General features: G+C 62.7%; 24 protein-coding genes, 1 tRNA gene and 1 pseudogene. 13 read left to right on the forward strand and 13 right to left on the reverse strand.

The genetic code is table 11. The annotated features are described in order from the left end of the window. Window positions 1–11 precede the first annotated feature (11 nt). Window positions 12–494, forward strand: coding sequence for a low molecular weight protein-tyrosine-phosphatase (locus tag ACVENA_RS21175; protein WP_449326948.1), 483 nt, complete (start codon window positions 12–14; stop codon window positions 492–494). On the opposite strand, the gene thpR is transcribed toward ACVENA_RS21175, so the two are convergent. Continuing rightward, window positions 407–1,018 (reverse strand): RNA 2',3'-cyclic phosphodiesterase, encoded by a 612-nt coding sequence (gene thpR, locus ACVENA_RS21180; RefSeq protein WP_449326949.1) that lies wholly within the window; start codon window positions 1,016–1,018, stop codon window positions 407–409. The genes ACVENA_RS21175 and thpR overlap by 88 nt on opposite strands. Before the next feature lie 196 nt (window positions 1,019–1,214). On the opposite strand from thpR, the gene ACVENA_RS21185 reads away from it, so the two are divergent. From ACVENA_RS21185 to ACVENA_RS21200, 4 genes are all read left to right on the forward strand, one after another. Next, a complete protein-coding gene (locus ACVENA_RS21185) occupies window positions 1,215–1,349 on the forward strand; it encodes a hypothetical protein (RefSeq protein ID WP_449326950.1) in 135 nt (44 codons plus the stop codon). Window position 1,350: 1 nt separating this feature from the next. Continuing rightward, window positions 1,351–2,079 (forward strand): Bax inhibitor-1/YccA family protein, encoded by a 729-nt coding sequence (locus ACVENA_RS21190; protein WP_297662415.1) that lies wholly within the window; start codon window positions 1,351–1,353, stop codon window positions 2,077–2,079. Between the two features lie 154 nt (window positions 2,080–2,233). Next, a complete protein-coding gene (locus ACVENA_RS21195; RefSeq protein ID WP_449326951.1) occupies window positions 2,234–3,166 on the forward strand; it encodes an MBL fold metallo-hydrolase in 933 nt (310 codons plus the stop codon). 184 nt (window positions 3,167–3,350) lie between these two features. Further along, window positions 3,351–3,836, forward strand: coding sequence for a tetratricopeptide repeat protein (locus tag ACVENA_RS21200; RefSeq protein WP_449326952.1), 486 nt, complete (start codon window positions 3,351–3,353; stop codon window positions 3,834–3,836). 59 nt (window positions 3,837–3,895) lie between these two features. On the opposite strand, the gene ACVENA_RS21205 is transcribed toward ACVENA_RS21200, so the two are convergent. After that, entirely contained in the window at window positions 3,896–4,531 is a 636-nt protein-coding gene (locus ACVENA_RS21205; RefSeq protein WP_449326953.1) for a glutathione S-transferase family protein, read from the reverse strand. Between the two features lie 101 nt (window positions 4,532–4,632). On the opposite strand from ACVENA_RS21205, the gene ACVENA_RS21210 reads away from it, so the two are divergent. After that, the gene (locus ACVENA_RS21210) at window positions 4,633–5,394 is read left to right on the forward strand and encodes a competence/damage-inducible protein A (protein ID WP_449326954.1); all 762 of its coding nucleotides are present in this window, start codon (window positions 4,633–4,635) and stop codon (window positions 5,392–5,394) included. Here ACVENA_RS21210 and ACVENA_RS21215 read toward each other — a convergent pair. Beyond that, the gene (locus tag ACVENA_RS21215) at window positions 5,367–6,608 is read right to left on the reverse strand and encodes an MFS transporter (protein ID WP_449326955.1); all 1,242 of its coding nucleotides are present in this window, start codon (window positions 6,606–6,608) and stop codon (window positions 5,367–5,369) included. The two genes, ACVENA_RS21210 and ACVENA_RS21215, sit on opposite strands and share 28 nt — an antisense overlap. Before the next feature lie 58 nt (window positions 6,609–6,666). On the opposite strand from ACVENA_RS21215, the gene ACVENA_RS21220 reads away from it, so the two are divergent. Next, complete coding sequence (locus ACVENA_RS21220) at window positions 6,667–7,461, forward strand: transglutaminase-like domain-containing protein (RefSeq protein WP_449326956.1); 795 nt, start codon at window positions 6,667–6,669, stop codon at window positions 7,459–7,461. 328 nt (window positions 7,462–7,789) lie between these two features. On the opposite strand, the gene ACVENA_RS21225 is transcribed toward ACVENA_RS21220, so the two are convergent. The 3 genes from ACVENA_RS21225 to ACVENA_RS21235 all read right to left on the reverse strand — a co-directional run bounded on the left by ACVENA_RS21225 (window position 7,790) and on the right by ACVENA_RS21235 (window position 9,813). Next, window positions 7,790–8,203, reverse strand: coding sequence for a helix-turn-helix domain-containing protein (locus ACVENA_RS21225; protein ID WP_449326957.1), 414 nt, complete (start codon window positions 8,201–8,203; stop codon window positions 7,790–7,792). A 321-nt stretch (window positions 8,204–8,524) separates the two neighbouring features. Further along, complete coding sequence (locus ACVENA_RS21230; RefSeq protein WP_449326958.1) at window positions 8,525–9,433, reverse strand: ImmA/IrrE family metallo-endopeptidase; 909 nt, start codon at window positions 9,431–9,433, stop codon at window positions 8,525–8,527. Further along, complete coding sequence (locus ACVENA_RS21235) at window positions 9,430–9,813, reverse strand: helix-turn-helix domain-containing protein (RefSeq protein WP_449326959.1); 384 nt, start codon at window positions 9,811–9,813, stop codon at window positions 9,430–9,432. The genes ACVENA_RS21230 and ACVENA_RS21235 overlap by 4 nt, the downstream gene beginning before the upstream one ends. Before the next feature lie 166 nt (window positions 9,814–9,979). Here ACVENA_RS21235 and ACVENA_RS21240 point away from each other — a divergent pair, with 166 nt between their 5' ends. The 5 genes and pseudogenes from ACVENA_RS21240 (at window position 9,980) to ACVENA_RS21260 (ending at window position 14,733) form a co-directional block, all read left to right on the forward strand. Continuing rightward, window positions 9,980–11,092, forward strand: a complete 1,113-nt coding sequence (locus ACVENA_RS21240) for a multiubiquitin domain-containing protein (RefSeq protein ID WP_449326960.1) — start codon at window positions 9,980–9,982, stop codon at window positions 11,090–11,092. Then, on the forward strand, window positions 11,089–12,486 hold the full coding sequence (locus ACVENA_RS21245) for a ThiF family adenylyltransferase (RefSeq protein WP_449326961.1): 1,398 nt from the start codon (window positions 11,089–11,091) through the stop codon (window positions 12,484–12,486). The genes ACVENA_RS21240 and ACVENA_RS21245 overlap by 4 nt, the downstream gene beginning before the upstream one ends. Beyond that, complete coding sequence (locus ACVENA_RS21250; protein ID WP_449326962.1) at window positions 12,483–12,821, forward strand: DUF6527 family protein; 339 nt, start codon at window positions 12,483–12,485, stop codon at window positions 12,819–12,821. The genes ACVENA_RS21245 and ACVENA_RS21250 overlap by 4 nt, the downstream gene beginning before the upstream one ends. Before the next feature lie 178 nt (window positions 12,822–12,999). Beyond that, window positions 13,000–13,167, forward strand: a pseudogene (locus ACVENA_RS21255) (phenylalanine 4-monooxygenase); the annotation flags it as partial. 162 nt (window positions 13,168–13,329) lie between these two features. Further along, window positions 13,330–14,733, forward strand: coding sequence for a metallophosphoesterase family protein (locus ACVENA_RS21260; RefSeq protein WP_449328977.1), 1,404 nt, complete (start codon window positions 13,330–13,332; stop codon window positions 14,731–14,733). Between the two features lie 138 nt (window positions 14,734–14,871). Here ACVENA_RS21260 and ACVENA_RS21265 read toward each other — a convergent pair whose 3' ends face one another. After that, window positions 14,872–15,168 carry a DUF2285 domain-containing protein gene (locus ACVENA_RS21265; protein ID WP_449326963.1) on the reverse strand — a complete coding sequence of 99 codons (297 nt, stop codon included), beginning with the start codon at window positions 15,166–15,168 and terminating at the stop codon, window positions 14,872–14,874. An 89-nt stretch (window positions 15,169–15,257) separates the two neighbouring features. Here ACVENA_RS21265 and ACVENA_RS21270 point away from each other — a divergent pair, with 89 nt between their 5' ends. Next, on the forward strand, window positions 15,258–15,497 hold the full coding sequence (locus ACVENA_RS21270) for a helix-turn-helix domain-containing protein (protein WP_449326964.1): 240 nt from the start codon (window positions 15,258–15,260) through the stop codon (window positions 15,495–15,497). Between the two features lie 119 nt (window positions 15,498–15,616). On the opposite strand, the gene ACVENA_RS21275 is transcribed toward ACVENA_RS21270, so the two are convergent. From ACVENA_RS21275 to ACVENA_RS21300, 6 genes are all read right to left on the reverse strand, one after another. Then, a complete protein-coding gene (locus ACVENA_RS21275) occupies window positions 15,617–16,423 on the reverse strand; it encodes a LuxR family transcriptional regulator (RefSeq protein ID WP_449326965.1) in 807 nt (268 codons plus the stop codon). A 273-nt stretch (window positions 16,424–16,696) separates the two neighbouring features. After that, entirely contained in the window at window positions 16,697–20,059 is a 3,363-nt protein-coding gene (locus tag ACVENA_RS21280; RefSeq protein ID WP_449326966.1) for a TonB-dependent receptor domain-containing protein, read from the reverse strand. Window positions 20,060–20,147: 88 nt separating this feature from the next. Beyond that, entirely contained in the window at window positions 20,148–21,212 is a 1,065-nt protein-coding gene (locus ACVENA_RS21285) for a FecR family protein (protein WP_449326967.1), read from the reverse strand. Continuing rightward, window positions 21,209–21,727, reverse strand: a complete 519-nt coding sequence (locus tag ACVENA_RS21290) for an RNA polymerase sigma factor (protein ID WP_449326968.1) — start codon at window positions 21,725–21,727, stop codon at window positions 21,209–21,211. The genes ACVENA_RS21285 and ACVENA_RS21290 overlap by 4 nt, the downstream gene beginning before the upstream one ends. A gap of 200 nt (window positions 21,728–21,927) precedes the next feature. Further along, window positions 21,928–23,139 carry a tyrosine-type recombinase/integrase gene (locus ACVENA_RS21295; RefSeq protein ID WP_449326969.1) on the reverse strand — a complete coding sequence of 404 codons (1,212 nt, stop codon included), beginning with the start codon at window positions 23,137–23,139 and terminating at the stop codon, window positions 21,928–21,930. 198 nt (window positions 23,140–23,337) lie between these two features. Further along, window positions 23,338–23,411: transfer RNA gene (locus ACVENA_RS21300), tRNA-Gly, on the reverse strand. Window positions 23,412–23,466: the final 55 nt, after the last annotated feature.

Here is a 23,466-nt window from a genome sequence, read left to right on the forward strand (position 1 = left end):
CGAGGAGCGACATGCACGACGATCGACGAAATCCTCCCGCCATTCTCTTCCTCTGCCTGGGCAACATCTGCCGCTCGCCGCTGGCCGAGGGGGCGGCGCGCGCCGCCTTCGCCGACGCCGGGGTCGAGGCGACGCTCGATTCGGCGGGCACCGGCGACTGGCACGTCGGCCATCCCCCCGACGCCCGCGCACAGGCCGAGGCGCGGCGGCGCGGCGTCGATATCTCGAACCTGCGCGCGCGCCAGCTTTCGGCGGACGATTTCCGCCGCTTCGACCTGATTCTTGCCGCCGACGCGGCCAATCTCAGCGACGCGCGGGCGATCCGGCCCGCCGATGCGACCGCGACGCTGGCGCTGATGCTCGACCTGGTGCCCGACCGCGCGGGCGAGAGCGTCGCCGATCCCTATTATGGCGACGACGGTGGTTTCGCGGCGACGTGGGACGACGTCAGCGCGGTCGCGTCGGCGCTCGTCGCCTCGGCCTCGAGCGGATAGCGCGCGACGGGGTGATAACGCGATCCGCCGTGGCCCATCTCGCTTTCATAGAGGGTGACATGGTCGAACAGGAACGGCGGGCTGGCGAGGTCGCTGCTCTGCGCGAGGAAGGGGGCGACCGGGCCCGATGCGCGGTTCAGCCGCGCGAGCGTGATATGCGGAACGAAGGCGCGTGTCTCGGGCGCGACCCCGACGCGCGCGAGCGCCTGATCGACCTTGCGGTGCAGCGCCGCGAGCGGCGCGGGCGGCTCGACCCCGGCCCAGACCATATGCGGCCGCCCCTGTCGCTCGAACAGCCCGACCCCGGCGATGCGCGCGGGAATCGCGGCCGCGTGAAGGCCGCCGAGCGCCGCGGCGATGTCCTCGGCCCGGTGCCGGTCGACCTCGCCGATGAAGCGCAGCGTCAGATGGAGTTGCTCGTCGTCCTGCCAGCGCGCACCCGAAATGCCGTGCATCGCGGCGATCAGCGCCGCGCGGATCGGATGGGGCGGGCGCAGCGCGACGAACAGGCGGTGGGTGGACATGGCGCGGGCAGCATAAGCGGTTCGGGCGGGTAGGAACAGAGGGGCTGGTCCGAGAGAGATCGGGATGCGCGCGGAGGCGCGGAGGATGACAAATATTGAATGAGAAATTTGCGTGTCCCCGCGAAGGCGGGGACCCATCTCCGGTCGGTTCCAGATAGCGCCGACCGGAGATGGGCTCCCGCCTTCGCGGGAGCACATGGCTCTTTTTGTCGACGCCTTGGCTCTTTCGCGCTCCGTTTCGCCCCTCGACCCGGTTTTGCTTGAAACAGAGGCCGATTATACCGATATTGCCGCTACGGCTGGTATCGTCCGGCCGGTGATGGAGATTTGAAATGGCGAATTGGAACGACCCCAATATGGCGGCGTCCGGCTTCCCTGGCAGCGCGAGCGCGATGGATCAGGCCGTCGACGCCGGCCTGCGGTCGTACATGCTGTCGGTTTACAACTATATGGGCTCGGGCGTGCTGCTGACCGGCATCGTCGCGATGCTGGCCTATAATTCGGGCTTCACCCTGTCGCTGGTCGGCAGCCCGCTGATGTGGGTGGTGATGCTGGCGCCGCTGGCCTTCGTGATGGTGCTGAGCTTCGGGATCAACAAGCTGTCGACGACCGCCGCGCAGATGCTCTTCTGGGCCTATGCTGCGGTGATGGGCCTGTCGATGTCGACGATCTTCCTGGCCTTTACCCAGACCTCGATCGCCACGACCTTCTTCGCGACCGCGGCCGCCTTCCTCGGCCTCAGCCTCTACGGCTATACGACCAAGAAGGATCTGTCGGGTTTCGGCACCTTTCTGATCATGGGCGTCGTCGGCATCCTCGTCGCGCTGCTCATCAACATGTTTGTCCAGTCGGCGGCGCTGAACCTCGCGATCAGCATCATCGGCGTGCTGCTGTTCGCAGGCCTGACCGCCTATGACACGCAGAAGATCAAGAGCATGTATTTCTATGTCCGCGGGACCGACTTCGTCGGCAAGTCGGTGGTGATGGGCGCGCTGACGCTCTACCTCGACTTCGTCAACATGTTCACCTTCCTGCTCAACCTGCTCGGCAGCCGCGACTGAGCGGACGGACGGCAAGCAAAAACAAGAGCCCGGCGGAGCGATCCGCCGGGCTTTTTCTTTGAGAGAGGGCTGACACCCTTGATCGCTGCGAGTGGATGGCCTGCCGCTTTCCGCCGAATGACCCCGAGGCAACTTTTTCAAGAGGAATATGCGGATGAAACGCGCCTTGAAATGGATGGGCGGAATCGTCGCGATCATCCTGATCTCATTGGCGATAGTACTATTCTGGCTCTTCTACAGCAATCAGGCGACGCCCGATTCCCGATTCCCACTCGATCTTGACGAGTTGCGACGCGTCTCCGGCACGATTCCGGGTGCAGGGCCCGACCATATCGAGATTGAGCGCCTGTCGCATACGATGGTGCCCAGGATCGCGATCGTTTCCGGGACGGGCTGGGGAAAAGTCGATATGGTGCGGGCCAGCTACCGCCTTGTGTTCCCGGATCGAACCATTCTCATCGACACCGCCAATTCGGCGGACCTGGCAAAGAGATTCAAGGCGGCCAGCTATGATTCTGCGGCATGGAAACGTCTGGTCCCGGCCATGGAAAGCGCATCCGCGATTGTCGTGACGCACGAACATGCCGATCATATCGGTGGCCTGCTCGAGAGTCCGCATCGCGATGCGCTTTTCGGCCGGGCCGTTCTGACCAGCGAGCAGGCGGCGGATATGGCCGGCAGCCTGCCGCTGCATTGGCCCGACCTTGCGGCGCTGAACTTTCATCCCCTCTCCTATGACCGGCTTCATGCGCTGGCGCCGGGCGTGGTCCTCATCAAAGCCCCGGGCCACACCAGCGGGTCGCAGATGGTATATGTCCGGCGCGCCGATGGCCGCGAATATCTGTTCACCGGCGATACGACGTCACTTCTGGACAACGTCACGCTGAAACGAATCCGGTCGCGATATGTAACGGACTGGTATGGCGACCAGACCCACGACGACCGCCCGGCCCTGATGGCCCAGACGATAGCCATCCACGATTTGGCCCAGAAGTATCCGGATTTGATAATCGTGCCTGGCCACGACGGACGGCAAATGCTCCGCCTGATCCATGAAGGTCTTCTGACCACCCGATTTACCCCTTGAGAGTATCTTGCTCCACTCCCCGCCGGGCTTTTTCTTTGGGCGCGGGTCGCAGTTTCAACCGCGACCGGACATCCTTGTCCTCGGCCAATGCGCGCAGAAAGTGCGGTCACGGGTCAAGCCCCGAGCGGCGAATGGCTGGAACTGCCCGATTGCCGACACGGGGTTAACAAGCCAGAATGCGCGGATGGCGGATACCGATCTCCTGTTCCGTTTGGCCGATGCCGCGGAGGAAGGCGGCAACTTCGATCTGGCGCGTGCTTCGTTCGAGCGCGGCGCGGATTTGGGAAGCGTCGAGTGCTTGACGCGCCTGGCCTATATCTACGACCACGGCTTGGGGGTCGCGCCCGACAAGCCGCGAGCCATGAAGCTCTATCGGAGAGCATGGCGTCGAAGCCATTCATGCGTTGCGGCCAACAATATCGCCATTCTCTACAGAGAGGCAGGCAATAGACGTTTGACGTTCCAGTGGTTCCAGCGAGCCGCACAAGCCGGCGATGGAAGCGCGCAACTGGATTTGGCGAAATGCTATATCGACGGCGAGGGCGTAAGGGCCAATCCGTCCTTGGCATTACGGTGCCTTGTGTCAGCCGTGGGATCGACCTTCATTTCCGAGGATGAAAGGGACGAAGCGCGAGAATTGATCGCCGCGCTTGCTCCCCGGCTTGTTTGAACGGCAGTTTCTCATCTCATCGCCGTCCCCTTCACCTCCGGCCTCTTGCCATTGCCCGCTCAGGCCGGGTTCGCCGCCTGCATCTCCGCGATCAGCGCATTGTCGATCGCCTTTGCGCGCTGGTAGCCCGCGCGCTCGCGCAAGGGGGCGACATAGGCTTCGAACGCCGGGCGCGAGGGGATGGTGCCGAACTGCAGGCCCCAGTCGATCTGGCTGCCGACATAGACGTCGGCGGCGCTGAAGCGATCGCCGGCGACGAACGCCTTGCCCGCGACCGCGCCTTCCAGCGCGTCGAGCACGGCGGGGAGCGAACCGAAGCCCGCCATCCGCTGCTGGTCGGCGTCGGGTTCGATGCCGAAGGATTTCGCGGTGATCGCCTGTTCGACCGGCCCCGCGGCAAAGAACATCCAGCGGTAATAATCGGCGCGGTCGGCGGCCGCCGGTGCGAGGCTCGCGGCCGAAAACGCGTCGGCCAGATAGGCGCAGATCGCCGCACATTCGGTGACGGTGCGGCCGTCATGGACGATAGCCGGAACTTTGCCCATCGGATTGATCGCCAGATAGGCGGGATCCTTCATCGAGGTGCCATAACCCAGGATCTGCGTTTCATAGGGCGCGCCCACCTCTTCGAGCATCCAGCGGACGATCTGCCCGCGCGACATGGGGTTGGTATAGAAAATCAGCTCGTCGGCCATCGCGGCTCTCCCAAGGTTGCGATTCGGATTGGAACATAACAGGAACGATAGCCTGCCTCCAGCACCCTTGTTTTGTCACGGCAGCAGGCTAAGGCAAAGCGATGAGCGACGAACGCATCTGGACCGCCGCCGTGCTGGTGATCGGCGACGAGATCCTCTCGGGCCGCACGCAGGACAAGAATGTGTCGCAGATCGCGACCTGGCTCGACGTGCAGGGCATTCGCCTGCGCGAAGTGCGCATCGTCCCCGATGTCGAGGCGGAGATCGTCGATGCGCTGAACGCCATCCGCGCGCGCTACGACTATGTCTTCACCACCGGCGGCATCGGCCCGACCCACGACGACATCACCGTCGACGCCGTCGCCAAGGCGCTCGGCGTCGGGGTCGTGATCCATCCGCAAGCGCGCGCGATCCTCGAAGGCTATTACAGCAAGCGCGGCGGCGAGCTCACCGAGGCGCGGCTGCGCATGGCGCGGGTGCCCGACGGCGCCGACCTGATCCCGAACCGCATGTCGGGCGCGCCCGGCATCCGCATCGGCAATCTCTTCGTCATGGCGGGGGTGCCGCACATCACCGCCGGGATGCTCGACGCGCTGACCGGCGAGCTTGAGGGCGGTGCGCCGCTGATCGCGCACACGATCGGCGCCTGGGCCCCCGAAAGCGAGATCGCCGACCTGCTCCGCCTCGGCGAAAAGGAGCATCCGGGGGTCGCGATCGGCAGCTATCCCTTCTTCCGCGACGGGAAGGTCGGGGCGAATTTCGTCATCCGCTCGACCGACGGCGCCGCGGTCGCGGCGTGCGTGGCGATGCTGACGACCGGGTTCGAGGCGATCGGCTATGCGGTGACCGACGGCGGCATCTGATCGGCCGCTGCCGGCAGCGCGCGCGGCAGGCGGCGGAGCATGGCAATCGCGAGCAGGCCGAAAACCGCCGCGACGAGGAACGCCGCGCCGGGGAAATGCACCGGCGCCTTGTCGGCGGTGAAATAGGCCATCGTCCCGGTGAGCAGGATCGGTGCCGCGAGCTGGCCGAGCCCCATCGCCATCGCTGAAATCCCCTGCACCTCGCCCTGCGTTTCGGCGGTCGCGCGGCGCGACATCATCGCCATCAGCGACGGCTGCACCGGCGCCTGCAGCGCGACGGGGATCAGCAGCAGGAAGGCGCCGATCGTCGAGGTGGTGAAGGCATAGCCGACATAGACCGCGACCGCGACGAGGATGCCGAAGGTCGCGGCGTCGCGCTCGCCGAAGCGCGCGACCATCGGTCCGACGACGAGCATTTGCCCTAGCGCGATCGCGACCCCGACCGCCGCCAGGCTGGCGCCGATCATCCCCGGTGTCCAGCCGAGCTGCGCGATGCAATAGAAGCTCCACGTCATCGGATAGACGAGGCTCGCGATCTGCCACAGCACCAGCACCGCCGCGACCCCGCCCATGCCGGGCAGACCGCGCAAGGTCCGGAAGGCGCCGAGCGGATTGGCGCGTCGCCAGTCGAAGGCGCGGCGGCGCCCGGCGGCCAGCGTCTCGGGAAAGACGATCAGGCCGTACAGCATGTTCGCCGCGGCGAGGATCGCCGCCGCGACGAAGGGCGCGCGCGGGCTGAGCTCGCCGAGGAAGCCGCCGATCGCCGGACCGACGACGAAACCGACCCCGAAGGCCGCGCCGACGAAGCCGAAGTTGCGCGCGCGCTCTTCGGGCGCGGTGATGTCGGCGATCGCCGCCTGCGCCGCCGCATAGCTGCCGCCGAAGATGCCCGACAGCGCCCGCGCGACGAACAGCCAGGGCAGCGTGCCGACGACGGTGAGCAGCGTATAGTCTGCCGCCAGCCCGCCGAGCGAGAGCAGCAGCACCCGCCGCCGCCCGAAGCGGTCGGAGAGGTTGCCGAGCAGCGGTGAGGCGAGGAAGGTCGCGACCGCCATCACCAGCCCGATCCACGCGCCGACCTCGATCGCATGCGGCAGGTCGATCCGCCCGACCTCCATCACGAGTTGCGGCAGCACCGGCATGATGATGCCGAAGCCGATCGCGTCGATGAAGATGGTGACGACGATGAAGGCGATGGTGCGCGCCGACGTCATTTGTGCTTTTCTCCGGCTGTCATTCGCGACCGATCCTTCCCCTGAGCGTTGCCGATAGATGAAACTCGAAATCTCCGCCTCCCTAAATTACCGCCTCTCCGAGCCGGTCGACCTGATGCTGCAGATCGAGGCGGCGAACGGCGGCGGCCAGCATGTCGAAAGCGCGTCGCTCGACCTTGGCGAGCCCGAGGTCGTCGCGCGCGTTCCGGGAGGCGTTCCGGGGGGCGACGGCATCTGCGAGCCGATCTGGCTGCGCGCTTCGGGCAGCTTGCGGGCCGTCTATCGCGCAAGCGTGGCGATCGACCGCCCTACCGTCGATTTGTGCGCCCTGTCCGAAGCTCCGCTCCACCAGCTGCCCGCGGCGGCGGTCCCCTATCTCAACGAATCGCGCTATTGCCCGTCGAACAAGTTTCACGCCTTCGTCGAGCGCCGCTTCGGCGAGCTCGCGGCTGGCGCGAAGATCGCCGCGATGCGCGACTGGATCGAAAGCCGCTTCACCTACGTGGCGGGAACCAGCGACGCGGACACCGGCGCGCTCGACAGCTTCGTCGAGCGGCGCGGCGTGTGCCGCGACTATGCGCATGTGATGATCGCGCTCGCGCGCTCGGCGCATATCCCGGCGCGCATGGCGAGCGTCTATGCGCCCGGCGTCACGCCAATGGATTTTCACGCGGTCGCCGAAGTCTATCTGGGCGGCGGCTGGCACATGGTCGACGCAACCGGCATGTCGTGTCCCACCGAAACCGCGCGCATCTGCGTCGGCCGCGACGCCGCCGACATCGCCTTCCTCACGGCGTATCGCGAGATCGAATTGATCGAACAGCAGGTGCGGGTGGAGCGCTATCCGGACTGATAGGGACCGGCGTGGCAAAGCCACGCCGCCAGTTCCCGCTGCGCGGGGCCGGCCGGACTTTCGCTAACCGCGATCTAGCGCTCCTAAATCGCTGCGAATGACTGGAGCGGTGAAGGGAATCCAAGGCGATTGCTAGGCGTTGGATTTATTGGAATTTCTTCGACCAGCCGTGCCGCACTGCCCCCAATCTGGCCCCCATCAGTTGCCGTGGGTAGGGTTCGGTTCCTGTAGAGGGAAGGCTGCAAATCGACTTTTGGGCGAGTTTCGCGCGCCGAGTCGATGGACCGCTTTTACCATCGTGATCGCGACATGGCCATGCCCGCGAAGCCTATTCTCGGTCGAAAAGCCGCTTGAGACTGGCGTAACGGATAAAGGTGGACCGACCGACTTTTACGGCTTCGACTTCACCGGTTCCGATGAGTTCGTAGAGCGTCGATCGACTGATACCCGTCAGCTTCACCGCCACCGGGACGCGAACGCAGATTGGCTCGGCGGGTAACTCGTCAAAAATCTTTTGTGCTGGAGGGAGCGGGTTCTCTTGATCTTGCCGAGTTGCGTCATTCAGATGCGGGCCGCCATTGCGCGGACGCGGCCTTCTTACCCCATCAATGCTCCCAAACTTCGGCTTAAAATCATTTCCGCTGGGCATAACCGACACCTTCGGTAGGGAAGAAAGCCCAACCATGCGCTCGACTGGAAACGATGAAAATCGGTGCCACCGAATAGGCTTGAAAACTGCCATTTTTCAGCCCTCCGGCACTGTCGCCGTTATGACGGCACTGTTTTGATTTCTATAAAAATGATGTGCAGACAATAGCTTAGCCCTGTCCGCATAGTCGGACAGTGTCGTGGCTTTAAATCTTGCCTTTCCGATAAGCCACTGAATCCGCGCTAATTCTCTTCGAGAATCCTTACTCGGCCTGACGAATCACCTACGCAGACCACCCGCCGCTATCGGGTAAAACTGGGCCGGATCATGCCCGGCCGCTTGTAGCTTCGCAACTTACCGAAAGCTGCCGCGCCGACATGCGATCGGATTTGCCGGACGATGCCGTTACTCCGATCAGAATACGATCGCAGGCGGACCGAGGGTCTTTACACAGTGGATCAAAATGAAGACCTGATGTGTTTGGGTGAAAGCTTCTACCACGCAGTCATGCCGATCGCCGTTCGCGTCTGTTAGATACATCCCGCGCTTTCCCGACGCCCGTCGTGAGCCAAGCGGCACCAACGCGCCAAATTCATCGTCAGGCGTAAATACGGTACGCCAGGCGTGCTTGCCGAAAACTTCAGTAAACGTCGGGGATTGGATAGCGCGACGCAAAGAGGCGCGGAATCCGTCGCCTTCGATAAGTTCGGGCTTGTTGAGGACGAGCACGGCACAGCGGCGATGGTTTTTCGACACGTATTGACGGATCGACGCGTACAGCGACGCTTCGAACTTTTTGGCCAATCCGATCGGCGTCCAAATGCTGAACTTTTCGTCGGCCGCCATCGCCGCGAAAGTGTCGAGCTGGAACAGCACTTCGGCGGCAAAAACGTTCGCCTGCCGGTCGAACAGTTCGGCCGTCTCCGGCTCCAGCGCCATCTCACAATCTTCGACGATTTTGTACATGCCGCGCTGCCAAGGCAGGAACCCATGTGCAGCTTCGTGGAATGTGACGAACCGCCTCTTTGGCAGGTAGAGCGAATGATCGAGGAAGATCAAGCCAGCGACCGCGTCAAACAGGCCAATCACCTTGCTGACCGCACTTTTCAGAAGGCCGCCCGCCTTAGCACGCATTTTCTCGACAAAGCTTGGATTGAGGACATCTTCCTTGACCTCTTCAACCTTCGCCACATTCAGGATGTTATCGATCGGGGTCGGGAACACGCCCAATGCGCCGGCCTCGCGCAGTGCCCTTTCGGCCTCTGCCCGGACTTTCGCAAACTCACCTTGGGTCAACGTGCAATCGTCCGGGCGCAAGGTCATTTCTTATCTTTCCAACGAATGAAGGCGAGGTGATCGCGAAGCGCCTTTTCCTCATCTGCAGAGAGGTTTTCGATCGCGAAGGTGGCCGCTCGGCCGTGCTTCACGCCGGGGGCACGATCGGCTGCGGGTGCGATATAGCCCGCCAGCTGCATCAACGCCTCGTAGGCCACACCCAGCGCCGACGATAAAGCAAACAATATGTGCGGCGAGGGCTTGGTGATCTTTCCTGTCTCCAACTGACTCAAATATGCATTGCTGACCTCCTTCTCCGTTGCCTCCTCGACGTCCCGAAGGGACATGCCGAGCGATTGTCTCACGCTCTTGAGATAGTCGCCCAGCTTGTTGGGCCGCCCCGCATCACTGTCTGTTTCATCACTCATCTGACCTCCTTGACGATAGCCCGACGCGGAGTCCGAGCAATGACACCTTAAGCTGGTTGCTAATTTTGTCAAGCGGTCGCTAAGGATGTGCTTGACATACTTAGCGATCGCTCAATATCATTAGCGGTACCGGCGAATGGCCCGGCGATGCTCTGGAGATTTTGATATGAGCACCACTGCAGATGCCGCGCTCAGCCGCGGCGATAACCGTCACACCATCGAAGTGGCGGACGACACCCTCACCTTCCGGTCGGTTGCGATCACCGACCTGACGCCGACCGGCACGCAGCTGGCGAAGGCAGCGGGCTTCAAGCCACCCGACACGGCCATCGTCCTCCAGATGCTCGCTGATGGCGCCCTGGAAACGATCCGCCCGGACGAGGTGGTCGACCTCCGCCATGACGACGGCCGCTTCATCATCGTGGAGAGCGATCGCCTCTATCTGTTCTCGGTCAACCGCGAGCGTTTTGACTGGCCGGCGCGCGTCGCGACTGGCGCTGTCGTGCGCAAGCTCGGCAAGGTGCCGCGCGACGAGGCCTTGTACTTGGAACGGATCGATCAGCCCGATCGCCTGATCGATGACCGGGATCTCGTCGATCTCGATCGCGAGGGCATCGAGTCCTTCATCTCGCGCAAGCAGCACTGGAAGCTCAATGTTCACGGCGTCGTGATCGAGGCCGCGACGTCGACCATCACCGCTGAAGCGGCGATGGCTCAGGCCGGGTTCGACACCACCAAGCCGTGGCACATTTATTTTAAGGTGGCCGGCGCGCCCAAGCGTGAGGTCCAGCTCGATACGGTCCTCGATCTCGAAACCCCTGGCATCGAGAAGCTGCGTCTGAGCCCGCGCGATGTCGGCAATGGCGAGGCGCCCCCGGCGCCTCGCCGGGATTTTGCGTTGCTGGATGCCGACGCCGAGTATCTGGACCGCCTCAAGCTGCGCTGGGAAACGATTGAAGAGGATGACCAGCGCCGCTGGCTGGTCATCCACAATTATCCCGTGCCGGCGGGCTATGCGGTTTCACGCACGCTCCTCGCGCTGGAAGTGCCGCCGACCTATCCGGCTGCGCAAATCTATGGCTTTTACGTTTATCCGCCGCTCCAGCTGACTTCGGGGCGCGAGATTCCGAGCACGCAGATGCGCGGTACGATCCGCAAGAAGGAGTTCCACGGCTGGTCGCGCAATCGCGGCGCAGTCGGCTGGAACCCGGCCGTCGACAATGTCGTGACGCAACTCGCTCTAGTCGAAGCTGCCTTGGCGAAGGAAGTTGGCGAATGATGCCGGCGAGCACCTTGGCCCTCGCCGGCATCCAGCATGGCGAGGCCCGCAGCCACCTTTTTCCGGGCGATGGCTGCGAAGCCGCGACCATCCTCTTGTGCGCCCGGACGCCTGGCCCCCGGCTCAAACTGGTTGTGCGTGAGATGATTCCCGTGCCGCACGACGCGTGCGCGCGCCGGGTACGAGACGCCATCACCTGGCCGGGTGCCTATCTGGAAAAGGCGATCGACAAGGGCGAGGTCGAAGGGCTGGCAATCATCCTGCTGCATTCGCATCCCGGTGGTCTCTTCGCCTTTTCCGAAGTCGATGACGCCAGTGATGCAATCACCATGTCGAGTCTGTTTCAGGCCTATGGTGATCTGCATGGTTCTGCGATCATGACGCCCGATGGCGCGATCCGCGCCCGGTTGTACGGTCCCGATCTGCAGGCCAGCCCGGTCGACCTGGTCACCGTCGCTGGGGACGACCTGCACTACTGGTGGGCAGATACCGCCGGGTTCGGCGGCCCTTCGAATAAGCCGATCGCCTTCACGAGCGGCATGACCCAGGAGCTTGGTCGGCTGCACGCCGTCATCATCGGTGTGTCCGGGACGGGGTCGGTCAATGCTGAGCAGGCAGCCCGGCTGGGCTTTGGTCGCGTCACCTTGATCGACTTCGATCGTGTGGAGCGGAAGAACCTCAATCGCATCCTGAACACGACCCTTGCCGACGCTGCGGCCGAACGTCTGAAAGTCGACGCCTTCAGCGCGGCAATCACCGCCTATCGCGGTGCGGGCGTGGCGATCCCGCTACCGAAGTCGATCGACACGCGCGCGGCCGTGATTGCCGCCAGCCAGGGCGATGTGATCTTCTGCTGCGTCGATACGCTCGACGCGCGGTACATGGCGGACCTGATCGCTTCGGCGTTCCTGATCCCGCTGATCGATGTGGGCGTGGTGATCCCTGTCCGGGCCAAAGCGGGCACTGTCGCGATCGCCGATGCGGTTGGCCGGATCGACTATGTCCAGCCGGGCGGCGCGACGCTTGGCGACCGCCAAGTCTACACACCCGAAACGCTGCGGGCCGAATATCTCCGCCGTGTTGCGCCTGCCGAGCATGCGCACGAGATCGAGGCGGGATATCTCAAAGGGATTGTCGAGGAAGCGCCCGCTGTCATCACCCTCAATATGCGCGCGGCCGCAGCGAGCATGAATGAGTTCATCCTTCGGGCCTATCCCTTCCGGCTGGAGCCCAACCGAAACTATGCCCGGACCCGTTTCAGCCTGGCAGGCTGCGACGAGGACTTCTTTGCCGAAGACGGTTTCGACAAGGCGCCGAACCCACTCCTCGGGCGCGGCGCGCGCGAGCCGCTGCTTGGCCTGCCGGCATTGGCGGCGCGGGCGACGAAGCCATGATTGGATGGCTCAGCCGATGGTGGCGTGACGCCAGGGAGCGCCTGGGTCCGCGGCGTCGACTGCTGCGGGCAGGTTCTGACATTCTGCCCGCAAAACTGCCCCGGCGCGACCTGATGCTGGCCGAAGACGATGGCGAGGCGTGGAGCATCGGCATGAAGTGCCCGTGCGGTTGCGGCGATACGGTTGAGCTGCTGCTGCTGGCGGAGGCCACCCCACGATGGACGCTGACGCTCGACGCCAAAGGCCGCCCGAGCCTTTCGCCATCTGTGTGGCGCAAATCGGGGTGTCGCGCTCACTATTGGGTGATCAACGGCCGCGTTCGCTGGTGTCGGTAACTGCCCGGCAAGTATCAGCGTTGCGATTGGCCGCTTCCGGCGCGAGCGGACATTCCCAGCATTGCGTCGGTACGGCGTGTGTTGGTCGGTTGCGGACTGGCGTTTTAAGTCAAGAAATCGCAGAAGCGGACAGCTCGCGGGGCTTTATGGTACACGTCCAGTTCGGCCTAAACGCGAGGAAGATTCGAGGGTCTACGGCACCGGGATAGTTTCAAGCTGTGGCGAAATCCATTTCGCACTTGACGATGCGAGCCCCAACCGCATCGCCTTCGTCCTCAAGCGGGTGATGCGCACTCGCTATCGGATCGACGATTATCAGGAGAACTATTTCGTGATCCCCTCCTTCGGGTGGCCGCGGGCCCGAAGGGCGATATACGGTGCATGCGACGGGGGAAAAGACATGGGCGCGCGATTCGCTGTCAGGCATAGTAATCTCATCGGGTTTTGCACGACCGAGGGTCGAGTAAAGGCTCCGAGAACGGACCGTGAGACGTTGGGGACCTTCCTGATGTCGCTTGCCTATGGCCATAATCTTATCAGTTCGACCCAGGGCGCCGCGGACGACTGGACCGATCAGGTCCGGAACGTCGCGCGGGACCGCCTGCAGCGCGCCCGATTCAATTTTGGCGACGAGAGCGCTGTCGAGCCGCATGAGGTGCGCACGCTGCTGGATCCGCTCCGCCCCTATTTCACGGGATATGACTTCTTCGCGCTGGTGCTGCCGCAGGGAAGATGGGACCAGGATCGCGAGAGCCTGTCGTTCTTCGTCGAAGCAGCGATCGGGTCGCAAGAAGCCGGACTGATCCTGTTGCCCGAGGAACTGCCCGAAAACGGCGTGGCGCAGTTCGTCGATCCATTTCCCGCGCTTCGTGAACTTGCCGACCATCCGGTCGCCCCGCCCTGGGTCCTGTTCTGGACAAGCCTCGGCGGCGCCTGTGCGCTGCCGCTCGAAAACGCACGCGTCTTTTATCGCGACGCGATCGTGCCCGCGCTGCGGCACGGCCGTCGGGGGGTCGATGATGCAATCCGGCGAGCGGCCGAGCGGCAGCAGAGCAAACGCATCCTGCACTTGAGCGACCTTCACATCGGGCGGTCGGAAGCAGCGCAGCGTCGCTCGTGGCTAAAACAGCATCTGGCAAGCGTGCTCCCCGGTATTGATCGCGCCGTGGTGACGGGCGATCTGTTCGATACGCCGAAAGAGGAATATCGGACCTCATTCGACGAGCTGCGGCTCGATGTCGAACGATTGACGACGAAAAGCCTGCTCGTCATCCCGGGCAATCACGATGTCCGGGTCAAGGGCAATGCTTGGGGACCATTTGGTCGACGTGCGGACCAAGTGATCGATCTGGACTGGTCGCCGATAGAGATCGATGACGATCTGCAAACTGTCTTCTTCTCGTTCAATTCAAGCGAGGACGGCGATGCCGCGCGCGGCTCGGTCAATCAGCGCCAGCGTTTGGATCGCGCGGCGAAGTTCGACGCCCTGCTGGTCAAGCGGCCCGAACTCGCCGGCTATTTTAAGGTCGCGCTCGTACACCATCATCCGGTCAACTATGCGGGGCAGTCGACGGCCTTTTACGAGAGGCTGCTGGCTCCTTTCGGGATCGGCGATCGGCTGATCGAGTTTGAGGATGCGGAGGCGTTCCTCACTTGGTGCGTGGGCCGCAGTGTCAGTCTCGTGTTGCACGGTCACAAGCATATCCCGCACCTCGCCTCGCTCACGCGCGGCCGGCAGCAGACGATGATCGTCGGGTGCGGATCGTCAGTCGGCGCTGAGGGCAAGCCGATGTGCTACGACATCGTCACGCTCGATCCGACGTCAGGCGAATGGAGCGTGACGTTCTTCCATGATGCTGCGGGCGACGGCAGCGGCTTCAGTCTGCAGAATATCGCGGTGAAGGTGGTCTGATCGTCGGCCTCCATCAAGCCAATCTCACGCTTGGTGCAAATCGCCAGACATGAAAATGGTAGCCTTTGGGATCTCGCGCCGGCTCGGCGAACGACTGAAAAGAGGCGCGAACCCGACAAAAACGCTGTGCCTTCCAGCTCAACACCCGCACTGCTTTCCGTCACCCGCAAGGAACAGCGGTAGCCCTTCGCCGATGATCCAGCGCGCTCGCGCGACATGGGCGTCCCAGCAGCGACGCGCGGCCGGTTCATCCTTATCGGGATCGCATCCCAGAATGATGATGCTTGCCTCGCGCCAGTCGCGGCCATCGATGATGTCCCGCCCCTCGGCAACATCGAGAACGCGCGCGTAGGTCAGGATGTTGGCGCGATCATAGGGTAAAATGGTGTCGGGGAAATTGAGGTTTTCGGGGCGTAGTGGCGGTGTCACGGTCATATCCAACGCTCCCCGGCAAACCATATAATCCCAATATGGGATAATCCCAAAACCGACGCAAGGAAAGGCCTCCTTTTGTCGGTTCTTTCATGGCTCGGTCGCTTCGTACTCCCAAACATCGCCAGCTCCAATCCGGCCTTGCCGCTGCGCGCAAGGCGGCGGGGCTGACGCAGGTGCAGCTGGCGGAGAGATTGGGCCGACCGCAGTCGTTCGTCGCCAAATATGAGGTTGGCGAACGGCGTCTCGACGTCGTCGAATTCTGCGAGATCGCCGATGCGCTTAAGCTGGATGCCAGCGCGTTGCTGTCGTCCATATTCGCCGACCGTTAGAGCCCCGTCACTAACAGCAATTCGGAAGGCCGCCGCCCGCCCCCAAAAGGCTGGGGCGGCGGCAAGCCGGTGCCGGTCGCGGATTCGCGAACGGGCGCTTCAGGTCGCAAAGGGAATGTCTAGGTCGCCAGGTGGCGGTATTGACGCGGAGCGATTTCGTGGAGGCCGATTTCTCCGTCCAGCACGGCGGCGATGACGAGTTGGGTGCGGTTGTGGACCTCGTAACGGCCGCAGGCGGCTTCGATGTAGGTTTTGATCGTCGCGGGGGTCAGGCCGAGGATGGTGGCGATGTCGGTGTTGCTCTTGCCCTGGGCGGCGAGGATCGCGCATTCGCGTTGGCGGGGTTGCAGGCCGGGGGCGCGGATCGGGCGCGGACGGCGGCCGATGATGCGGCGGGCTTTCTGGAAGGCGAAGCCGCCGACCATCTGAGCGACGGCGATGTGGCGCTGCGTCAGGTCGGGGATACGCGGGCTACAGAAGTTGCAGGAGCCGCTGCGTTCGCCGAGAACGGAGGCGGGGACGGTGATGCCGTGGGTGACGCCGTGCCGCGCGCCGCGTTCGAGGAAATGGTGATGACGCGGCGCCAGTTCGATCAGGTCGGCCAGTTCGCACCATGCGAAGCAGGCGTTGGCGGCGATGCAGGCGTGAACGACCGGATCGTCGCGATGATAGAGGCCGCTGAAATATGCCTCCGCATAGTCGGCGGGGTAATTATTCATGTTGATGAGGCCGGGCGACGCGGCGCGGTGATCGTCGTGATGGATCATCGCATAGTGGCGGAAGCCCAATTCCCGCGCCGCGGCTTCGAGCAGCCGCTCGACATCGGCGAGGTCGGCGGCCTGCTGGATTTCGGCGAGGAACGCCGAGCCGAAACTCAGCGCGCTCGCGTCCAAACCCTGGTTCGGCAGAAGATCGCGGCCTTGCATCCTTTCACCTCCAGCTTGTCGTCGGGGCGGAACATCATGCCCCCTTCGCTGCCGGACAAATGAGGCCGCCGCCCGGTGCCGGGAAGGCGGGACGGCGGCCGAGTTGTCCCTCAGGGGAGGGAGTGCGCGATGGCATGTTCCGGTCCAAAAAACCGGGCCGATGCTTGCCCGGGAGCAAGCGGGCATCGGCCCGAGGTTGTTCCCCCAGTGGAGAGAGGACCCGGAATGTCTATCCCCCCTCCCCTGAAGGGGAGGGGCTTTATTGCCTTGCCGTCAGAATTTCTTGGCGATGCTGAACCCGATGATGCGGGGATCGAGGGTGAAGACGTTTGTCGTCAGGCCTGAGTCATCCGAATTGAGGAAGGCGTCGGTGATCGGCGTCGAGTTGAAGACATTCTTCACATAGGCCTCGATCGAAAGGTCATCGGGACCATCGACGCGGAGCGAGATGTTGAAGTTCGTCCAGTCGCGCAGGCGGTCATAGGGATTCAGGTTGTAAACCCGCGCCCAGCTTTTCGCCTGCCAATATCCGTCGCCGCGGATCGTGGCGCTCCAGTCGCCATCGAACGGGATCGTATATTCAGCACCGAGGTTGACCGTCCAACGAGGCGAGTTTGGAAGCTCATTCCCCGACAAATCGGTGTAGAACCCAGCGCCCCCATTCAGGCCGTAATTTGCCGGATCATACTTCGCCCCGGTAAGTGGATCGTTCAAATACTCGCCGAAAAGGCCCGAGATTATTCCACGGACACCACCGCACATCTTCCATGAACTCTGAATGCCAGTGTTCGTATTCAGATATGCTTCGGCCATATGCACTGGAACAACGCAATTTGACGGCAATTGAATCCAGGGCTTGGTTACTACGAAGTCGGGGTTACCCAAGGTTCGATTCATGGGGTCAATGGACTGTTCTCCTTTCCCGATCCTTGTCTTGAGATAGCCGATATTGACATTGAAGCGCAACCGGTCGACCGGCTCGAATAGCGCGGAAAGTTCCGCCCCCCAAACCTTCGCATCGAAATTTTCGTTGACTGCCGTACGGTCTCTAATCTGCGAGACCTGATAGTTGCTATAGTCATAGAAGAAGGCGCCGGCATTGAGCGTCAGACGCCCACCCATCATTGTATTTTTCGTTCCGATCTCGAAGGCATTGACGAACTCTGGCTCAAATGTTGGACCATAGTTCACGGCAGTCAGCGACAAAGGTGGCCACCAGCCGAAGTTCTTGTAGAGATCGAATGTCGCCTGCGAGATTATACCCGCGTCGAGGAGTTGCTCTCCCGTCGCATAGCCCGGCGTCGGTGGATTGACACCGCCCGCCTTATAACCACGACTGTAGGAAACGTACACGAGGCTGTGGTCGGTAATACCGAGATCGGGTTGCCAGTCCAACCCGATGCGGCCCGTATATTCGCCCCATTTGCGTTTGATAACACCTGTGGCGGGATGGCCTTTGCTGACAAGTCCACCGCCTTCGAAGGTTGGCGCAAGCAGTAACTGGCTCGGAACCACGGTAAAGCTCTTCTCGTCACGAGTGTAGCGCAGACCTGCCGTCAGTTTCAAATTGGGGTTGATGTTATAATAGGCTTCTCCGAAGAGAGCCCAGCTCTCAAGCTTGTAAGGATTGGAACTTCGGAAATAATTGTGGCCTTCTCCGTCTATATTTTCGACCGGATTTGGGTCAATATAGGGGCAGTACTGGGCCTCTCCAATCGGAACTGTGGGACCTTGGACATTTCCAAACTGCGCCCTTGTGCATTCCGTCATGGTTCCCGTTGTATTGAACGGCGCAACCATCGCAATGGCAGTGAGGGCATTGCTCATCACATAATAGTCGTTCTGCGTCCTGAATTTCGTATAATTTCCGCCGATGCTGAAATTAAATGGTCCTGCAAAATCAGATTGCAGACGTACCTCCTGCGCAAACTGCTTCGAATAGGCTGAAGACACGTCGAACACTGCTAGCCGATCGGTGCAGCCGATTTGAGGATCACAAAACAATCCCCCGGGCGCCATGTCCCGCCACTGACTTGGGTTACCGCGAGAGTCCACCATGGTGGAAGTGTCGTTGAAGATTGGAAGGGTGTTGAAGCGGTTATAATCCTGAAAGCTGTAAACATCGTCCCAGTTCCACGCCGTTTGCGAGGATAGGGTCAGGCTTTGGGACAGGTCGACATCGAGATTGAGCGCGAGAATATCAGACTTGGCCCGATAGATCGGGTCGCGAACCGATGCGATTTCACGCAAATTGCGCGATTGCATCAAGCCGCCATAGGGGTCCGTACGGGGATCAATGGTAAAACCAGTCCCCCCCTGTGGCGCCGGAAAGAGTTTCCCGCCCGGGAAGACATATTCCGTCGTCACCAATCCAGAAACATAAGCGAGCGCAAGCCCATTCGGTGTACCGAAGGCCGCATCATCATAAAGGCTCCCAGCCTTGCAGCCGGTGCTGAACAATGCCGCTCGCAATTCCTGAACAGGGAGATCGCGGGGAGAGGGGCTGGCCTGCCTCGTGAACGTCGAGCCGATCATATCGGGGCTTTCGTCGCGGTGACAGAGCTGCTTGCCCGTGCGCGAGCGATTGTCGCTTTCTCGGAAGCGTTCCCAAATAAAGCTGCCCCGCAACCAATCGTTCTCGAACCCCAATGTCGTGCGGAGCGACCACAAATCGCGTCCGTTAATCCGGTTCTGTGTCACCGAATTATAATCATAGCCGTCGCGGTCGGTCATCGAACCAGCGATGCGCAGACCAAAGGCATCGGGCACGATCGGGATATTGAGCATGCCGACCATGCGGCGGCTATCGAAATTGCCAACCTCACCCTTGATGCTGCCCTCGAACTTGTTCAGTTTTGGTTTGGCGGTGATCAGATTGACAACGCCGCCGGTCGCATTGCGACCATAGAGAGTGCCCTGTGGCCCACGGAGGACTTCCACGCGCTCGAGATCGAAGAACTCCTGCTCGAAGAAGCGGTTGTTGATCATCGCGACGTTGTTGAAGCTGACGGCAACGCCCGGATCGGTCGATGCCGAAACCGCCTTGGTGCCAATACCGCGGATCGAAAGGTTATAGCTGGTGAAGTTCGACTTGGAAAAGGTCAGGTTCGGCACGGCACGCATGAGATCCGAGCCGGTCTCGATCTTTTGCGCGTTCAAATCCTCGGACGAAAGTGCGGTAACGGCGATCGGCACGTCCTGAACCGATTCCACGCGCTTCTGCGCGGTGACGACGATTTCGTTGGCGCGGTAGCCATCGTCATCGGCCGTCGAACTGCGCTCGATCGTATTGGCGCCTTCCTCCGAGCGCGGAGACACCACGAACGTGTTCGCATTGGCCCGCCGGGCAGAGAAGCCCGTGCCCGTCAGCAGGCGGTCGAGCGCCTCTTCCGGGGTGAATTGCCCTTGCACAGCCCGCGATCTTGCGCCCGTCAGCCGCGCCGGATCGAACATCACCGACCGGCCGCTTTGCCGTCCGAACTGTTCGAGCGCTCGCGCCGCGTCCTGCGCCGGAATGTCGAACGGCTTGCGCTCCGCCGTCTGCGCGATGGCCGGTGAAAGCGGCAGGACCAGCGCGGCGAGCGACGCGCCGCTCAATGCCGCGGCTGCCAGTCTGCGGCTCAGATGATTGTGCATATTCATACCCCTCCCTTGCGGGGCTTTCGAGCGCCCCTGCTAAACAAGACGAGGAGATTTCAGAGCTCCGAACGGCCGAAGGCAAAATTCATTCAGTTTCGTTCGCCCCGGCCCGCAAGAGCAGCCGCACGGTCCCGGCGCTCTCCGGCTTGCTCTCCACCGGATATAGCGCCTCGAGCGCCGCCAGGAAGTCCTTGCGGTCCGCCGTCGGGAAGACGCCGGAAACCTTGAGCGCGCCGACGCGGGGATCGTCCACGACGAGCTGGACGGTCGAATAACGGTTCACCTCGCGCACCGCGTCGCTCACCGTGTCGTCGCGAAAGATCAGGATACCCCGGTTCCAGGCCGTGTCGCGCTCGACGTCGCCCGACGATACGACCGCTTCTCCCCCAGCGGGCGCGACAAGCTGCTGGCCCGGTGACAGATCGGTGCGGGCGAGGTCGGGCAGGATGCGCGCCAGCCCCGCGCGCGCGACCGGATCGACCCGGACCCGTCCCTCGACCAACAGAATTTTCACCTGACCGTTCGAGTCGAGCCGGACGTCGAAGGCCGTGCCGAGCGCGGTGATCTGCCGGTTTCCCGCGCGCACGATGAACGGGCGATTTTCGTTATGAGCGACATGGAACATCGCCTGGCCCTGCAACAGCCGGATTTCGCGGCGCTCGGGCGCGCCATAATCGACCTCGACGAGCGAGGCGGTGTTCAACGAGACCCGCGACCCGTCCGGCAGCATGACGTCGCGATGCTCGCCGACGGCGGTTGCATATCGCCGGACGCTTTCGACCTTGACGATGTCGGTTGGCGATATGGGACTGCCGACACGGCCGACGATCCCGGTGAAGGCAAGGACGAGGCTTGCCGCGATGGCGGCGCCGAGGACCCATCGGCCCCGCGCGGGCCTCCGCCCCTGCTGCGCCTTGGCGAGCGCGGCCTGACGCATCGCCCGGACCTCGGGCATGGTCGCGAACGCGCCGACGCCCTCGACGCGCCGGTCGATCTCATTCCAGGCGCGCGCATTCTCCTCGTCCTTCAGCCAGACTAGAAAATCCGCGTCCTCGGCGAAGCGCGCCGGATCGATCTGGCGGCGCGTCGCCCACCAGATGGCGGCATCTTCGGGCCGCTCGGGCGGCCGTTCGGCTCTGAGCAGTCTCATGGCATCTGCTCCCTTAGATGCGCCAGCACGCGGCTGATATCCTTTTCGATCTGTCGTTGTGAGAGGCCGAGCGCGGCGGCGATCTCGCGCCCGCTCATATCCTCGAAGCGATTGAGGATGAAGACGGTGCGGAGCCTTTCGGGCAGCATGTCCATGGCCTCGACGAAGCGCTGATAATCCTCGCGGCCCATCGCCTCCCGTTCGGGGGAGATTTCGTCGACAAGCCGCCCGGACGGATCGGCAAAGCCTTCAAGCCCGATGTCGGGGCGAACCTGTGCGCGCCGGAAACGATCGCGCAGCAGGTTCGCGGCGACCTGGAACACATAGCCTTCGACATTCTCGACCGGATCGTCGTTGGCGCGCTGCGAGAGTCGGGTGAACACATCCTGCGTCAGATCCTCCGCTTCGGCCGCATCGCCGATGCGACGAAGGAAGAATGCGTGAACCGCATTCTTGTAGCGAAGCGCAATCGCTGCGATATCGCGCCGCCCGTCCTGTTCCCGTCGCATCTTCATGTCCGTTATTCATATCATAAGACGGGCGATTTGGCGGGTTCCGAACGGGCCTGGCCCGTCTCGGTGAATAAACCTGTCCGCTCGCGCAGTCGCGCCCCCAAGGGGCCATCAGCTTCACGCGCGCGCCCGCCTCGGCTAAATTGTAGGATGCGCCGCGACGACTCTTCCGATTGCCGGGCGAAAGTTTTTGAAAAATCCCGCTAACGGGGCTTCTTTCCCTTCGCGCGCAGCTCGTCGAGGTGGTCGCTCCACCATTGTGCCATCTTCACGCGCTCCTTCCAATGCGTGCCGCGATGATAGGCGGCGCGGACCCGGTCGGTGTCGCCGTGCGCCAGCGCGCGCTCGATCGCGTCGGGCGACCATAGGCCGGATTCGTTGAGCAGGGTGCTCGCCATCGCCCGGAAGCCATGTCCCGTCATTTCGTCGCTGGCATAGCCGAGGCGGCGCAGCGCGGCGTTGAGCGTGTTGTCCGACATCGGGCGCTTGCGGCTGCGGATCGACGGGAAGGCATAGCCGCTGTTGCCCGAAAACATTTGCAGCGACCGGAACAGCTCGATCACCTGAAGCGACAGCGGGACATGGTGGGGTTTTCGCATCTTCGTCTTTTCCGCCGGGATCGTCCATACAGCGGCCTCAAGGTCGATTTCGCCCCATTCGGCGTGCCGCAGTTCGCCGGGCCGAACGAAAACATGCGGGGCGATCTGCAAGGCGAGCTTGGTCACGACATGCCCCTCATAATCGTCGATCGCGAGCAGAAGTTCGCCGACCTCCTTGGGATCGATGACCGCGCCATAGTGCGTCACCTTGGGCACGATGAGCGCGCCCCGCAAATCGCGCGTCGGGTCCGAATCCAATCGGACGGTGGCGACGGCATAGCGAAACACACCGCTGGCGAGTTGCAGCGTCCGGCGCGCGCTTTCGTGATTGCCCTTGGCCTCGATCTTGCGGATGGCGGCGAGAACATCGGCAGGCCCGATGTCGGTGACGGGCAGGCGGCCAATGGAAATGCTGAGCTGCGAAAGCAGGTACTCGCTGCGTTTCGCGGTGGCGGGCGCCCAGGCGCGCGCGCCGTCGCGCCGCCGCTTGCGGCAATATTCGTCGGCGATGGCGGCAAAGGTGTTGGCTGCCTCCATGAACGCGCGGTGCTTTTCGAGCTGCTTTTCGCGGGCGGGGTCGCGGCCATGGGCAATCATCTGGCGCGCCTCATCGCGGCGGCGGCGCGCTTCGCTCAAGCTGATGTCGGGATAGGTGCCCAGCGCGAGCTTCTTCTCGCGCCGGAGCACCCGATATTTGAAGCGCCAAAGCTTTCCGCCGCTCGGTTGAACCAGCAGGAAGAGGCCGAGCGAGTCGCCCATTTTATAGGATTTTTCTCGGGGCTTGGCGTTGCGGATCGCGACATCGGAAAGCGGCATGGTTCAAGCCTTTCCACCGAGTGGCCCCCACGCTGGGGGCTACTCGAATTGAAGCCCGACGCTAGAATCGGCAAAATGGCCCCCAAACACGCTCGGATGCTGTCGGATCGTGCTGGACATCGTCGGAGAATGAAAGGCAATATACCGCAGTTTTCTGCGGCTTTCAAAGGCAAACTCGGACAATGTCGGATGAGGTCATGGAGCGGGTGAAGGGAATCGAACCCTCGTCGTAAGCTTGGGAAGCTTCTGCTCTGCCATTGAGCTACACCCGCGCGCTGTCCGGCCTTTGCCGTTTCGCGCGCCGCCGGTCAATCCTTCGCCGTACCG

The organism is Sphingopyxis sp. 550A (assembly GCF_053569535.1).